Origin of the sequence: Flammeovirga sp. EKP202, assembly GCF_014534745.1 — a bacterium.
Taxonomy (GTDB): Bacteria; Bacteroidota; Bacteroidia; order Cytophagales; family Flammeovirgaceae; genus Flammeovirga.
Window position 1 is genome coordinate 62,592 of the sequence record NZ_JACVVP010000036.1, and the last position, 16,532, is coordinate 79,123.

The window sequence follows — 16,532 nt, forward strand, 5'->3', positions numbered from 1 at the left end:
GCTAAATTTAGTTTCAACAAAAATAAGAAATTGCTCAAATTTTAGGGTGTAAATCCTTCAGTATTTTTGAAAGTCTTATTTTCAATTTTATATCACAAGAATAATAGCTAAAATCAAACAAACAAACTTAATGAAATGAATTTTTACACATCATCATACACCGAACATGTTGGACCCGGCCTATCAGGAAACGGCATCGGCATTCAATATTTTAATATCGATCCAGTCACTTCCAAAATCACTTTATTGGAAAGCTACGAGACCATCAACCCCGGTTATTTTACATTAAACTCCACGGATCAATTACTCTACACTTTCCAAGAAAGACAGCAAACTTTAGCTCCAAAATTACTTTGTTTCAAAACCGAAAAAGGAAAGTTAGAACTGCTTCAATCATTGGAAATCAATGGAGGATTGCCCTGCCATATTTTGCACCTTAAAAAGTACAATTGCTTAATGGTGAGTTGTTATGAAACCGGCAATTTTTTGAAATATGATTTAGACGAAAATGGTATTCCCCTCCCCTTTTCTCAAAACATAAAATATACTGGAGGAAGCATCAATCAAGACCGTCAAGAAGGTCCGCATGCTCATTTATCCTATTACGACGAAGCTCATGATTTATTACTACTCATCGATTTAGGAAACGATAAAATTTATAGTTTGAAATACCAAAACGATCAGTTCGTCCAAACCCACGAATTGAGTGTTCCCGCAGGTGGAGGCCCAAGGCATTTAGTACAACATCCTGGCGCCAATTACAGCTTTGTATCCAATGAAATGAAAGGAGAAGTCAGTCTACTCAAATGGCAAAACGACGCTTGGCAATGGATCAAAAACGTCTCTATCATGACACAAGATCACAATAACGTCGCCTCTGCTTCCGCTATCAAAATCTCAAAATGCGGTCAGTTTATCTACTGCGGAGTAAGAAGTACCAACAGCATTTCCATCCTAAAATTTGATCCCGAAACAGAAGCCTTAAACCTTATCGAAGAAGTACCAACACAAGGCGTCACCCCTAGAGATTTTGAGATTTCTCCTGATGGAAAACTCTTGATTGTAGGGAATCAAGATTCTGAATCTTTGGTTGCTTTTTCTATTAATGAAGGTAGGTTGGAGTTGATGGATAAAATGGATGGGGTGAGATCGGTTTGTTGTGTGGGGTTTGGGTGATTTGCCATAAAATGTAAACTGTTGATTAGTGATTAAAAGACAGTTTACATTTGTATATTTTTTAATTCATCCTTTTTTCCAAAGTCTCTCCAACCGTCTTTGTCATAGTATTGTATTAGAACATCCGCTTCCAATATATCTAAAAGGCTAATAAATAATATTTTTTGTAGTAAAACTATATACTCATGCTTTGCCTGCGAGAACTCTATTTTTGGAAAGATAGCCGAATGGGCTAAAGAATTTCTCAGTTTTACTAACTCTTTTACAACTTCTAGATCATACTCAAAATCATTTGTATCCAGATATTGAATCCATTCCTCTCTTAAACACTTCAAAGGACTATTATTATTTTTGTATTTAGCAAAGTTTTCAAAATAGCTAATCAATTCAAACATTCTGCTTTCTTGGAGTAATGTAGAACTTGAAACCATTAAAGCATATGAAATATTAAAAATAATTGCCTCATATTCTTCAGAGAGTGAAAGGTATTTAGGGAATGCTTCTTTAAAAAAGTTTTCGAGATTAGGTGCTGAGTCCATGACTGCATAAGAGAATGAAATGTCAGATGTATATTTCATTTTTCTCTCTGGAATAATTATCCCTTGATCCTCATTTATATTAAGATGTCCGAAAACAACATTAGAAAATGTTATTGATGTTAATAACACACATACTTTTCCAATAATATTATTGACTCGTTTTAAATCTAATTCCTCACCTTTTATATGAATTACATTCCCTTTTGATATAAACCCGTTTCCTTTAAAAGCTTTTCTTGCCTCGCTTAAATTAGTTTGTGTAGGTAATATTTGAATTTTAAGATCTTCAAAATTAAAAGAAAACTGAGATTTAAAATATACCCCAAACAATTGGGAAGATACAGTACTAATCTCACTTACTAACCCAATATTAGATTGCAATACACTGGCCTCTAATACTTGTCCTCTTCGATTACTTTGTCCTCCTACTATTAATTTTATTGGTAAATTTCCTATTTCCAAAATACCCTTAATAGAAAGTGGCTTTGATTCTTTAAAATATTCATGAGGTATATTTATTCCTGAGGCATACCACTTTATACCCACTTGTTCAAGCTCAAAAGTAGTAGTGTATTCTTTACTTAAATATTCGTAAGTACCTTCCCCTTTATAAACGGTTCCTTCTTTTAGCATAATTTGTTTGTTTTATCTTCAGAGATTAACTCAGTATATATAAAATGAGTTATTTGAAAACTATTAACCATAGTTCATTCACTCTAATATTTATCTCAAAATCTCGTCACAAATTATTAATAAATTTGTGACGAGATTATAGTATGTTTTTATAAAAGTTTCTTCAAAGTCTCTGCATCCGGCAAAGCTTCTTTTAATTCAGGAGGAAGTGTTTCTGATGTTTTAAAAGTAGATACACCCATTGGTTTTGAAAAATCTCTGAAGCTGTATTCTACTTTTTTATTTTCTTTTTCTTTACAAAGAATGATTCCTATTGATGGATTTTCATGAGGTTGCTTCACCAAATCATCCAAAGCAGATAAATAGAAATTCATTTTCCCTACATACTCTGGCTTAAACTTTCCTTTTTTCAATTCAAAAGCAACAAGAGATTGTAAGCTTCTATGATAAAAAAGAAGATCAATAAAGTATTCATCCTCTTCTACTACTAGTCTATATTGATTGCCCATAAAGGTAAAATCAGAGCCTAATGACATTAAGAACTTTCTGATATTCTGAACAATTTCCCCTTCTAATACCCTTTCATCAATTTCATCATCTGCATCTTCCACATTGACAAAATCCAATAAATACTGATCTTTAAATGACCTCAATGCTTTATTGGACAACTCTTGTGTCATAGTCTGCTCAAAATTATTGGGCAGTTCATCCTGTAAATGAGATTGATTTTTTATTTCTGTACGCAAATGACGAACAGACCAGAAGTTTTGAGCTGTTTTGTGAATGTAGTACCATCTCGCTTTTTCATCTTTAATTTTAGTGACAATCTCTAAATGTTGAGAGAAAGAGACTGATAAAAAAGCCTTTAAATCACTATCTTCCAATTTGGTCGACAGTGTCTGCATAATTGTAACTTCTTTATTTTCAAATTTAGCAGACAGTGTCTGCATAATTGAATTTTTACTTTTCCAAGCATTATAAAAGCTTCTCATATTCGAAATATTTCTACTTGAAAAACCTCTTAACCCCGGTAGTTCTTGTTGAAGCTTAGAAGAAATATCCTCCAATACTTTTGCTCCCCATTTATTATTTTGAAACTCTATTTCTACTAATTCTCCAATCGTAAAATAAAGACGTAACATCTCCGCATTCGCAATTTTGGCTACGACGTATCTACTTTGTAAAATTTGTTGCTTGAGGTCTTTAATGAAATTGGCAGGTACTAGCATAAAGTCAATAGTAATATGTTACAAAAGTAAAGATAGATAAAAAAGAGTATTATAAATGATGAAATTTCCCAAACCTTCTACTCCAATACAAGTGTTTTGTTATGTTTCTTTTGTTATAAATCTGTAGACTTATAGAACATCACTTGACACTAAAAGTCTTCAGACTTTTTTCAAATCGAGGTCCAAGTCACGCTTCCAGCTTAAGACTTGAACCAGTATGAGTTTAAAATAATAACATCAAGAAACAGAATTCATCTATAAAAATTGAAATCACGTCCTTAAGATTGAAAGTAGAACGCTAACCCTCGGCCTTGAAGGGAAAAGCGTTAAGAATTTCATGGAATGAGCCGTAAAAAATGATTTTCTTGTTTGAGCAAAGCGAGTTTAAAATCATTTAGGCGAAAGGAATGAAATTTAGCTTTTGACTTCTAAGCCTAGATTTTTTTGCTTCGTTTTTTCATCAATGGAAAAAATGAAGAAGAAGAAAGTTTGGAAGAAAAACAATGAAATCTAGCAGATATTACCCCTACTCAATAATATGATTATTCAAAAAATTCAAAACTTCCTCTTTATAATTTCTACCTATTGGAAGGTCCTTATTATCAATTGTAATAAAAGCATTTGAATAGCTCTCTATGTATTTTAAACTAATAATGTAAGAACGATGAAAACGCATAAATTGACTTTCAGGTAGTTTAGTTTCAATATTTCCGATGGTATTTAGGGTCGCTATTTCTTCGCCTTTTGTCGTATGTATGATGACATAATTCCGTAAGCTTTCAAGGTAGGTGATTTCAGAAATAATCACTTTGACCATCTTCTTTTCTGACTTTACAAAGATAAACTCAGGGGTACTACTCGGTTGTTTGTCAACAACAATTTGTTCCTGTTTTTTTAGAAATCGATTTACGGAAACCATAAAACGTTCAAAAGGTATTGGTTTAATCAGATAATCCAATGCATCCAATTCAAAGCCTTCTACTGCAAACTGTTCATACGCTGTAGTAAACACTACTTTGGGTGGATTTTTTAGGCTTCTAAACAACTGCAATCCATTCAATCCTGGCATTTGAATATCCAGAAAAATCAAATCGATATCCTCATGATTCGTAAGAAAAGAAAGTGCTTCTACACCATTCGAACACTTCCCCATCACCTTCATAAAATCTAATCGATCGATATAACTTTCTATGATGTCAATGGCCAAGGGTTCATCATCTACAATAAGGCATTTTATTTCTTTCATAATGTAATTTCTAGTTGCACAGAAAATGTTTCTTGATCATTTACGATATCAAGTTGAAAATTTTGAGAATATAATAATTCAAGTCTTTTTCTCACATTCTCTAAACCAATTCCACCGACTTCTTTCACATATTTCTCTGAGTTTTTAGGGACATTATTTTCCACAAAAAACGTCAGCTTATTTTCACTGATTTTTAAGGAAATACTAATCCAAGCCGTTTCATTTATCTCTTTTGTACTATGCTTGAAGCTATTTTCTACAAAAGGTAATAGAAGATTTGGAGCAATCAAAAGATCTATGTTTCCCTCAGGAAGCAAAGTACTTACTTCCACCCTTTTGCCATATCTGATTTTTTCTAATTCTATAAAATTTTGGATCGAGTGTATTTCTTTCCGAAGCGGAACTGTCGTTGCATTGCTTTCATACAGTAAGTACCTCAATAACTCCGATAGTTTTAAGACCATAGAAAGTGATTGCTCTGAATTTTTTAAAATCATGGCATACAAACTATTCAATGTATTGAATAAGAAATGAGGGTTAATTTGATTTTTCAAAAAGAGCAACTCCGCTTCTGCTTTCTCTTTCGCCAATAACTGTTCTCTCTGTTGTACTTGCGACAAATATTGCATTATTCTCACCGTACAAGGTATCGCTAAGACCGAGCCCAAACCTACCAAATTACTTACAATCTGAGTGACATCAAATATTGGATATTTCTTGAAGAAAGGTAAAAAGTTATCTAATACATAATAGTTATCCGTATAGCGATGAATAATTGCCGTTACTAATAATGCTATACTGGCCCAAAATGAAAATGTGAGAAATTTTGAAGAATATAAATATTTAGGAAATAGATAGTCGATCATAAAATAGACTAACAAAATTTTAGGAGGAAGGTAAATCAATTGAACTAAAAACATCCTTGGAACATTTTCATTGGATGCTCCAAAAGCTAAAGAGAAAAATAGAATATAGATCACCCAATAGGTGCAGTGTTGTAATAGACTACTGTTTAGAAATTGAAATTTATCCTGTGACGTTATCCTCATTATTTTCATTCATTTTTTGTATCAATTAACATGATATTAATTTAATTTCCTAAAGACAATATTTATGGATAAAGGAAAGGTCTGCAAGGACAAAATTCATTTTACGAACCTTCATCCTCATAGAATTGACATACGTCCATAACTTTTGCTTTTATATTAAAAACGTAGTCTTTTTGTGATAAACCAAATCACACAAAGTATGAAAAATATCTTCTATTTATCCATAATTATTTTCTTCACAAGTTGCACTCAGCAGACTGAATATAATGAGCCTAAAAGTTCATTATTAGATGATATGAAGGTGCAGGTTACAGAAAATGAAAATAGGGAGATTTCATTTTGTAATAAGAAATCTGCTTATTTCTATACTCAATCACATCATAATAACCATGAGGAGTTTACGTTTTTTACAGGTATGAATATCGCTCAGAAACGAATATTTCATGGATACCAATTACTAGAAGGAGATCAAAAAATTGATATCAAAAATAGTAACGTTGATGTTTTTCCTCATAAAATGATACGTGCTTATTCAAATGGTATTCAAGAGACTTTTTGGATGCATGATTTTGTCAATCTACTTGAAGTTGATGTGCAAAATGCAAATACTTCCATCGGTCTTGAGTTAAAAGGTGATATCACTCTACTGGAAAGCAATACGAATCAAATTGCCTACTATACTTCTATGGAAGGTGAGAAAGTAATTGCTGTTATGGATAAGAATAAATCCAACTTGGATGTCAAAGGCAAAATGATCTTATCGAAAGATAATGATGGATTTTTTATTGCGGTTGGTAATTCAAAAACGGAGGCTACAAAACTACTAACTGATGCTGTTCAACATGGTGAGCAATGGAAAAAGAATAGAATTTCTAGAATGGAAAAACTATTGACCGAAAATGCATTCCTTCAATCATCTAATAAGGATTTTAATAATGCAATGAATTGGATGGTGATAACAATGGATCAGCTCGTTTCAGAACAGCAAGGACATGGTATATATGCTGGCCTACCTTGGTTTAATGAGTATTGGGGTAGAGATGAATTTATTTCAATGCCAGGTGCTGTGTTAGTGACAGGTCAGTTTGATTGGGCAAAAAATATACTTAAGTCCTTTTCGGAATACCAACAAACGGATCCTAATTCAAAATTTTTCGGTAGAGTCCCTAACATTGTTAACCCAAGTGGTATAGATTATCATACTACAGATGGCACACCTCGTTTCATTGGAGAGTTATATGATTATGTTCGTTATTCTGGTGACAAATCCCTTATCAATGAATTATATCCTGTTGTAAAAAGAAGTATTGATGGAGCAATAGAAAATTGGACCGATAAAAAAGGTTACCTGTTGCATGATGACCATGAAACTTGGATGGATGCAAAAAGAAATTATGATAAACTTTCTTATTCGCCAAGAGGGGCAAGAGCCAATGATATCCAAGCATTATGGTACAAACAACTCTCTTCAGGAATCTATTTTGCTAAGGTTATTGGGGATCAAGAAAGTGAAGATAAATGGAAAAAAATCGCAGAGAATGTTCATAAACATTTCAATCAAGATTTCATTGATAATAAGCACAATTATATTGCAGATCGTTTAGATCAACAGAATCAGGCTGATTACAAAATCAGACCCAATCAGTTATTCAGTTATGATTTAGTAAATGATGAAGCATTAAAATTAAATGCCACAAAAGTATGTTGGGAAGAGTTAGTTTACCCATGGGGTGTTTCCTCATTAGATCGTCATGATCCTAATTTTCACCCTTTCCACCACAGTTGGGAAAATTACCATAAAGATGAAGGTTATCACAACGGAACAATTTGGCTTTGGCTAAATGGAATTGCAATGCAAAGAATGATTGAAGCTGGACAAAAAGATGTAGCGTATCAACTATTCAAAAATATGAATCACCAAGCCATGACTATGGGCGTTGTTGGTGGATTAGGTGAAAATATGGATTGTTACCCAAGAAAAGACGAAAATTGGCCAAAGCTAACAGGTACTTATTTACAAGCATGGTCAAATGCTGAACATTTAAGAGTTTGGTATCAATCGTTCTTAGGTATCCAACCGGATATGATTAATAAAAAGATTACAATAACGCCTCAGATACCTCAAGAAATCGGAGATTTGGAGTACAAAGTTTACGTAGGTGAAGGCTTTATAGAAGGTCGTTTCCGTGAAAAAGAAAAGGAATATAATTACACCTTCAATAATATTTCAGGGAAAGTAATAGTCCGCATTAATGAATACCAAGATCTCAATGTAACTATTGAAAAAGGAGACCAATTAGTATTAAAAGATAAAGGCAATCAACTCAGTTATCAACTAAATGATAAAACAGGAAACATCGATATTGATAACAATAAGGTGGCTATCAAACATCAATCAGATGCACTATTTAAAGACATTCGTTTCTGTTCACCTTTATCAATAGATCATCATCCTGTGATGAAGAAAACATTTAGTGGAGATCGTGGAATCTAACACCAGAATAAACATTAGATTATTTATATCAGAAAAATAAATCGTTTTAATATGAAAAAGAAAAATATATTACTTACACTCTTCATGTGTATTTCTTTACTACAATTTACACATGCAAAAGGGAAAGTTTTAATCGATCGTGTTGAACCTGCTTTTTGGTGGGCAGGAATGGTAAATCCAGAACTTCAGGTATTAGTTCACGGTGAAAATATTACAGATCTTACTCCATCACTTAGTTATGAAGGGGTGACTGTAGAACAAATTATTCGTGTTGAAAACCCTAACTATTTGTTTTTAAACCTTAAACTAGATGAAGAGGTAAAAGCAGGTAAATTCCCTATCGAATTCAAAAGAAAAGGAAAGGTCGTTTTTACTTATGATTATGAATTGAAAGCGAGAAAAGAGCATTCTGCTCAAAGAGAAGGTTTCTCAAATAAAGATATCATGTACCTGATCACACCTGATCGTTTTGCGAATAGCATCCCTGAAAATGACCATATCGAAGGTATGTATGAAGATACAGACCGATCGGACAGTGGAAAACGTCATGGTGGTGATTTACAAGGTATTATTGACAACTTAGATTATATCCAAGATCTTGGTTTTACATCGATTTGGATTTGCCCAGTATTAGAAAGTAACCAAGTGGATTATTCTTACCATGGTTATGCGATTACTGATTATTATAAAGTGGACCCTCGATATGGATCAAATGAAGACTATTTGAAACTTGTAGAGGAAGCCAACAAAAGAGGGATTAAAATCATCATGGACCAAGTGGAAAACCATGCTGGTTTAAATCACTGGTGGACAAAAGATCTACCGACAAATGATTGGTATCATCATGCAGACAAAGAAGTAAAGCCTTATACTAACCACAATAGATTCGCTTTAGCTGATCCTTACTCAACGGAGTCGGAGAAAAAAGCATTTAGTGACGGATGGTTCGTTGATAGAATGCCTGACTTGAACCAAGAAAATCCTTTGATGGCAAAGTATTTAATTCAAAATTCAATCTGGTGGATTGAGTATGCAGGTTTACAAGGTATTCGTCAAGATACATTCTCTTACCCTGATGCTGACTTTATCAGTGATTGGTCTAGAAGCATTATGGAAGAATACCCTAACTTCAATATTGTAGGTGAAGAGTGGACTGTCAACCCTGCAATTGTAGCAAGATGGCAAGTTGGACAAAATAACAGAGATGGTTATAAATGCTATATGCCATCAATGATGGACTTCCCGAACCAACATTCATTTGTGGAGTCTTTAACACAATCGCCGGATGAGGAATGGAAAGATAGTTTCAGAGGTGCTTACGAAATGCTATCTAATGACTTCTTATACACGGATGCATTTAATCTAGTAACCTTCATGGATAACCATGATATGGCTCGTATTTACGACCAAGTAAATCAAAACTATGACCTTTATAAAATGGCAATGGTTTACTTGTATACATTAAGAGGAATTCCTCAAGTATATTATGGTACTGAAATTACAATGTCATTCCCTGAAAACCCTGGAGACCACGGTGGATTAAGAATCGATATGCCAGGTGGATGGGAAGGTGATAAAGTCAATGTATTCAAAGGTGAAGGTCTTGATGAGCAACAAAAAGATGCATTGAAGTTTATCAAAACACTTACTCATTACAGAAAAAATACTCCAGCTTTACAGGATGGAAAACTAGTACATTTCTATCCTCAAGAACAAATCTATGTGATATTCAGATATGACGATAACAAAACTGTAATGTCTATTTTCAATAAGAATACAGAAGATAAAGAAGTAAAGTTAGAGCGTTTCTTCGAAGTGATCGAAGGTGCTACTTCAGCTAAGAATATTTTAACTGGAGAAAATATTGACCTTTCTTCAGGTGTTATCAAAGTTGATGGTACTTCGGCATTGATGCTTGAGGTGAAGTAATTGAGATTCTGAAAAAATGATCGCCCTGCAAGAGTATAAGGTCGATTGAGAATAATAAACAACCCCATCGCAGATTTAGGACTGTGATGGGGTTTCGTATTATTAATTAATAACATTGTTAATTTCTTTATTCTTTGATACCTTTAAATAGGTTAAAGAAAATCAATTACTAACAAAGCAACTAAGAAATGAAACAAACTTCAATAATTTCAATCTTCCTTTCTATCCTTTTTTTTTCATGTAATGAGGATGAAACTACTCTAGAATATTTGTATCCTACAGAAATAGGTAATCAATGGTCATATAAACTTGATATGTTCAAGTCAGACTCTCTAATATTTGATCAAGATTATACCATAGAAATTACAGGTACTAAAGAGCTCAATGGGTATAATTGTTTTGTCTTTGAAGAACAAAACGAGACAAGAAAAGGAGAAAAGTATTATACGTTTTCAGATAATAAGTTTCTATATGTAGGAAGTAACTATTCAGGTTATAGCCCTATTTTTGATATAACTACAACCCAAAGTAATCTTAGAACTAAAGATGATATTTTTCTATTCCCTGCTGATTCATGTCCTATAGTTTATGATTATCCTTTACTTGATAATAAGACTTGGGAATACTATCCTCCAGTTTTCACAAGAATTAAAGAAGTAATAGGAGACACAATTATAACTGTTCCTGCAGGTACATTTCAGTGTAAATACATATGTACAACTGAAAATGAGAGATTTACCACAAAAGAGTTTATTAATAAAGATTATGGCCTTATAAAAAAGGAATTGATAGTATATACTGATGTCCCTGGTATTATTAACGGAATAGACTCAACAAAATATATAGATATTCATGAATTAGTTGACTATAATATTCTTTAAAAACTAAACCTACTAATATGATTTATCAAGATCAACAAGGTAATATTATCTCTAGTCTTAACGAATGGAGAGATGCTTTCTTTAGCGGTATGAAGAAAAAGCATTGGAAAGAAGGTAGGAGTGCTTTTGAAATTGCCAACTATTTAATCCATAAAAATGGAGAAGATAAAATTAAAGAAATCATCAAAGAGATTGTAAATGATGAGGTCACATTAAAAGTTGGGAAGCCTGAATTTAATGTCAAATTTGACAATCTAGGAAAAGGACGTGAACATGATGTGGGTATTTTTGCTGAAACAGCACAAAAAAAATCTATATTCATTGGCATCGAATCTAAAGTTGACGAAACTTTTAATAATACTATTTCAGAAGTATATCTTAAAGCAAAAACTAGAGAGTTAAATGGAGAAAAAACAGGAGCAGCGACAAGAGTTGAAAGTCTTTTAAAGAAAAACTTCAAAGTAGTTAAACCCAAACATTTTGACTTAAGATATCAATTATTATACTCTACAGTTGGTACACTAGAAGCAAAAGAAAAAGAGACCTATTGTGATATATCCGTTTTATTTATCATCGTTTTTAAAACATCTCTATACAATGATGTAATAGGTAAAAGAAGTCATCAAGATTATAAAAACTTCATTAATACTCTAGATAATAGCCTTCTCTCTAGTACTCCAAATTATGAAATCCATAAAATGAATATAGATGATAGGACACTGTATTCTGTTTATTTAAACGTTGATAATTAAAGTTTGAGGACAGTTTGAGTAATCCAAACAACCCATCGCAGATTTAGGACTGTGATGGGGTTTCGTTTTTTTTAATGTTTTTAGAATCATTACCCTGTAATATAATTTTAGGAATAAATGCAGAAGAAAGATTTTAAAAACGAACAGCTATTTCATTCAACAACATATTACCCCTCAAAAAGCAATAACAATCATCCATTTTAATTGCATAAAGTCACTTTATTTCTCAAAAACTAATATGAACTTATAAGAGAATAGAATCAGGGCAAAAAATAATAATTAACTCAAGATAAAATCATAAAAATCAATCAGTAAAAACACACCAAAAGCACCCACTCATTTACAAAAATGAATACCCTAATTATTATCATTACCCATAAGTACTTTGACAAAAGTTTTTGTGTGTTTCTTGCACCATAGTTAAATCTATGGGCTGGTAGTAAATCAACCTAATCAAGACTAAAAATCTTGATGATTAATAACGTAGACAACACTTTAGTGTTGATGGAGTCAGTATCACCTGCCCATGACTTCAGTCATGGTGTACATCTAAATAAGAAGAAAAAAGTATGAAAGAATTAAACATAAACATCAAACCTAGAGAACTATGGAAACTTTACGTCAATGGTATTTACTGACCTCCAATGAGGTAGTGAATCTACTTAATTCCGACCCTAACAAGGGCCTTTCCCTCCAAGAGGTGGAAAGGAGAAAATTAAAATATGGAGAAAATAAACTGACGGTTAAAAAGAGCGAAAGTAAGTTTATTATCTTCCTACGACAGTTTCATCAACCCCTTGTTTATATTTTATTGATTGCCGCAATTGGAGTAAGCTTTTTGGAACAATGGCTCGAAACGGGTGTGATCTTAGGTGTTGTGATCATCAATGCGATTATAGGGTATATCCAAGAGGTGAAAGCTTTAAGGGCAATTCAGGCATTAGCTAACTACATTCAAGATGAAACTGTTGTGATACGAGAGGGGAACAAAGTAAAAATCCCTGTAAAAGAGGTGGTCGTTGGAGATATCGTGGTGCTCCACTCTGGCGATAGAGTGCCTGCCGACCTAAGAATTATTACTTCCAAAGAACTTCGAATTGATGAATCTGCACTTACGGGAGAATCCGTATCTGCTTCCAAAAACGCTGCTCCAATCGAAGAAGAAACCATTATTAACGACAGAAAAAACACCGCCTTTGCCACTACGTTGGTGACTTACGGCTACGGTGTCGGGGTAGTGACTAATATTGGTGATACGACAGAAATTGGACAGATTAATCACCTCATCGCCTCGGCGGATATTTTAGTCACTCCTTTAACCAAAAAGATTGAGCAATTCAGTAAAGTACTGCTATGGATTATTCTTGGTTTGGCCTCCATTACAATGGCCGTTAGTTGGATGAGAGGACATGCTTTAGAGGATGTTTTATTAGAAGGGGTTGCTTTAGCGGTAGGTGCCATTCCTGAAGGACTCCCTGCCGTAGTCACCATTACCTTGGCCATTGGCGTATCGAGGATGGCCCAAAGAAAGGCGATTATCCGAAAATTACCTGCTGTAGAAACTTTGGGAAGTACAACGGTAATTTGTTCTGATAAAACCGGTACGCTGACTCAAAATGAAATGACGGTTCAAAAGATTTTTGCTGGGAATGAAAATTTTGAATTGGACGGTATTGGCTATAACCCCAAAGGAAATATAACACTCAACAGTGCCCGTATTACTTCCCATCACTCCAAAGCTTTAGAAGAATTGCTGATGTGCGGGGTGCTTTGTAACGATTCCAAACTCATTAAAAATGAAGAAGAGCCTACGTGGAAAATAGAAGGCGACCCTACCGAAGGGGCCTTATTTACTTCTGCAATTAAAGGTGGATTAGAGATTCATCATATCGAAAATAAATACCTAACCATTGATACCATCCCTTTTGAATCTGAATTACAATATATGGCCACCCTACATGAAAACGGGGGGCGAAATATGATCTATCTAAAAGGATCGGTGGAACGTATTGTCTCGGCTTGCTCACATTATTTAAATAATGAGGGTGATCTGATGGAGATGGAGGCTACACTCATTCAGTCACAAGTAGAAAGAATGGCGTCCCTAGGGTTGAGAGTCTTGGCATTTGCAATGAAGAAAGTTTCAATCACAAAAAGGGAGATTGTACACCAAGACTGTACTTCTGATTTGATCTTCTTAGGATTACAAGGCATGATTGATCCTCCCCGAGACGAAGCCATAGAGGCCGTTAAGATTTGTCATCAAGCTGGAATTGATGTAAAAATGATTACCGGCGATCATATCATTACGGCGACTTCAATTGCCGATATGATGGGCATACGAGCACAAAATCCAACAGAAAAAGGAATTACCGGACAGGAGTTGGAAACCCTCAATCCACAAGAACTTCAGGAAGTCGCACAAAAGAAATCGGTCTTTGCCAGAGTGAGCCCTGATCAGAAATTAAAATTAGTGGAAGTACTTCAAAAAGAAGGACATATAGTAGCGATGACGGGTGACGGTGTGAACGATGCCCCTGCCTTACGACAGGCCAACATTGGTATTGCCATGGGGGTAATTGGTACGGAGGTCGCCAAAGAAACCGCAGACATGATCTTGACGGATGATAACTTTGCCACCATCAAAAGTGCCACCGAAGAAGGAAGAAATGTCTTCGATAACCTCCTCAAATTCATCACTTGGACCATCCCGACCAATGTCACCGAAGGGTTGGTGATCTTAGTGGCCTCCATTTTAGGTTTAACCTTACCCATCACCCCATTACAAATCTTATGGGTAAACATGTCGACCGCCATTTTCTTAGGGGCCACATTAGCTTTCGAGAAGGCAGAAAAAGGATTAATGACCCATCCGCCAAGAGATCCTAAAAAGCCCATCCTCACCCCCACCATGCTCACCAGAGTACTTTGGGTAAGTACCTACCTCGTGGCCATGATTTATTTCGTTTTCACTTTTGAAACACAAACCAACGATCTACAACTCAATGTCTCAAGAACCATTTGCATCAACCTGATTGTCTTTGGGGAATTGTTTTACCTCTTTAATTCAAGATCACTCCATTACTCCCCATTCCGACTCGGGTTCTTCTCCAACAAATGGCTTATTGGCGGAGTGCTCATCATGGTAGGTCTCCAATTATTTATGACCTACTCCCCTCTAATGAATCAATTATTCGCCACGGCTCCAATAAGCCTTGAAGAATGGGGATTAGTCATTGGCATCTCCCTCACTCTATATCTATTGGTTGAATTAGAAAAATGGATTAGGAGGAAAGTGTATCATTATTAAAAAATGCAGATTTTTAAATAGAATAGAGTAAGAGCAAGGTATTGAGTTCTTGCTCTATTTTACTTCGGGCTAGTATTATCAATCAAAAGTAGAAATGTATTAAAATAAAGAGGTTGTTGACGTAAACTTCTTCCTTCTCACCTCTTGCTTGAAAATAGTTGTAGCCGCACCAGGGCTTGAACCACTACTGTTATTCAATCAGTTACGCATATATATTGGACAACAATAATGATATATATTGAAACTACTTTTTTTAAATACGAATATTATTAATAATTCATTTGTACTTTTACATTAATAAGCAAACCAATTTACAAATGAGCTCTAATAATTCTTTTCAAAAGTACATATTCCATATTTTAGTTTCTTTAGATCAATTAGGTAATACAATAGCAGGAGGCAATCCTGATAATACAATTTCAGCTAGAGTTGGATATGCAAATACATTTGACAAACCAAAATATTATTGGAAGACTTTTCAAACAATAATTAACTTTACTTTTTACCCAGTAGATGGCAAAGCACATTGTTTAGAAGCATATAAAAATGATTCTAATGAGGTATTTGATATTAAATTATCGAAACTCGAGCTTGTATCTCTTTTCGTGTTTATTGTTTCATTTTGTATAGTTATATCATTAGTACTTTATCTTTTATATGCCTTACATTTAGTAAAGCCAAAAAATAAAGATGGAAATGACTCTATCGTTTCAAGCGACATCTATAAACTTACTCCCAATAGTGATGATATAGAAAAAAATGATAGTTACATTGTAAACTTAGCAAAAGGGGTACTTTACCATGATGATGTAAAAAATATTGCGGTAACAGGCCCATATGGAGCAGGTAAATCAACAATAATACAAGCATTTAAAAAGTACTACAAGCTGAAGTTCATAGATGTTTCTCTTGCCTATTTCAGTACTAATAAAGAGAGTGAAACTAATGTAGACAGAGAAAAAAGTAAACTAGGAAATCAACATACTACCTCAGGTGAAGAACCTTCAGAAGGTGACAAAAAAACAGAGAAAAATGACCTCAATAAGATTGAAAGTGCTATTGTCCAACAAATATTGTATAAAGTTGATCCCAGAGCTATTCCTTTTTCAAAGTTTGATAGAATTTTGGATTTTTCTTGGAAAAGAATAATTAGCCATGTATTGTTTTTCAGCATATGGATTCATTCTATTCTATTTGTTTTCTTGAATAAGTTTTATTTAACTGAGCTATCGCTCTTTTAAAATTTTGAATTTTCATTTCTTTGACAGAAAGCCGATCTTTCTCCTATGAAAAG

11 protein-coding genes are annotated in these 16,532 nt (G+C 33.9%); 7 read left to right on the plus strand and 4 right to left on the minus strand.

The window, feature by feature from the left end:
• Nucleotides 1–135: 135 nt before the first annotated feature.
• Nucleotides 136–1,176, plus strand: coding sequence for a beta-propeller fold lactonase family protein (locus tag IC221_RS19940; protein WP_188170646.1), 1,041 nt, complete (start codon nucleotides 136–138; stop codon nucleotides 1,174–1,176).
• Nucleotides 1,177–1,220: 44 nt separating this feature from the next.
• Here the strand turns inward: IC221_RS19940 and IC221_RS19945 are convergent, their stop codons facing one another.
• The 4 genes from IC221_RS19945 to IC221_RS19960 all read right to left on the minus strand — a co-directional run bounded on the left by IC221_RS19945 (nucleotide 1,221) and on the right by IC221_RS19960 (nucleotide 5,872).
• Nucleotides 1,221–2,348, minus strand: coding sequence for a hypothetical protein (locus IC221_RS19945; RefSeq protein WP_188170647.1), 1,128 nt, complete (start codon nucleotides 2,346–2,348; stop codon nucleotides 1,221–1,223).
• Between the two features lie 149 nt (nucleotides 2,349–2,497).
• Nucleotides 2,498–3,577 carry a YhcG family protein gene (locus IC221_RS19950; RefSeq protein ID WP_188170648.1) on the minus strand — a complete coding sequence of 360 codons (1,080 nt, stop codon included), beginning with the start codon at nucleotides 3,575–3,577 and terminating at the stop codon, nucleotides 2,498–2,500.
• Nucleotides 3,578–4,103: 526 nt separating this feature from the next.
• Nucleotides 4,104–4,823: a LytTR family DNA-binding domain-containing protein gene (locus tag IC221_RS19955; RefSeq protein ID WP_188170649.1), complete on the minus strand. Its 720-nt coding sequence runs from the start codon at nucleotides 4,821–4,823 to the stop codon at nucleotides 4,104–4,106.
• Nucleotides 4,820–5,872 (minus strand): sensor histidine kinase, encoded by a 1,053-nt coding sequence (locus IC221_RS19960; protein ID WP_188170650.1) that lies wholly within the window; start codon nucleotides 5,870–5,872, stop codon nucleotides 4,820–4,822. The genes IC221_RS19955 and IC221_RS19960 overlap by 4 nt, the downstream gene beginning before the upstream one ends.
• 199 nt (nucleotides 5,873–6,071) lie before the next feature.
• Here IC221_RS19960 and IC221_RS19965 point away from each other — a divergent pair, with 199 nt between their 5' ends.
• The 6 genes from IC221_RS19965 to IC221_RS19990 all read left to right on the plus strand — a co-directional run bounded on the left by IC221_RS19965 (nucleotide 6,072) and on the right by IC221_RS19990 (nucleotide 16,479).
• Nucleotides 6,072–8,366, plus strand: coding sequence for an amylo-alpha-1,6-glucosidase (locus IC221_RS19965; RefSeq protein WP_188170651.1), 2,295 nt, complete (start codon nucleotides 6,072–6,074; stop codon nucleotides 8,364–8,366).
• Nucleotides 8,367–8,417: 51 nt separating this feature from the next.
• Nucleotides 8,418–10,295 carry a glycoside hydrolase family 13 protein gene (locus IC221_RS19970; RefSeq protein WP_188170652.1) on the plus strand — a complete coding sequence of 626 codons (1,878 nt, stop codon included), beginning with the start codon at nucleotides 8,418–8,420 and terminating at the stop codon, nucleotides 10,293–10,295.
• 188 nt (nucleotides 10,296–10,483) lie between these two features.
• Nucleotides 10,484–11,176: a hypothetical protein gene (locus IC221_RS19975; RefSeq protein WP_188170653.1), complete on the plus strand. Its 693-nt coding sequence runs from the start codon at nucleotides 10,484–10,486 to the stop codon at nucleotides 11,174–11,176.
• Between the two features lie 17 nt (nucleotides 11,177–11,193).
• A complete protein-coding gene (locus IC221_RS19980) occupies nucleotides 11,194–11,928 on the plus strand; it encodes a hypothetical protein (protein ID WP_188170654.1) in 735 nt (244 codons plus the stop codon).
• A 607-nt stretch (nucleotides 11,929–12,535) separates the two neighbouring features.
• Nucleotides 12,536–15,238, plus strand: a complete 2,703-nt coding sequence (locus tag IC221_RS19985; RefSeq protein ID WP_188170655.1) for a cation-transporting P-type ATPase — start codon at nucleotides 12,536–12,538, stop codon at nucleotides 15,236–15,238.
• 317 nt (nucleotides 15,239–15,555) lie between these two features.
• Nucleotides 15,556–16,479, plus strand: coding sequence for a hypothetical protein (locus IC221_RS19990; RefSeq protein ID WP_188170656.1), 924 nt, complete (start codon nucleotides 15,556–15,558; stop codon nucleotides 16,477–16,479).
• Nucleotides 16,480–16,532: the final 53 nt, after the last annotated feature.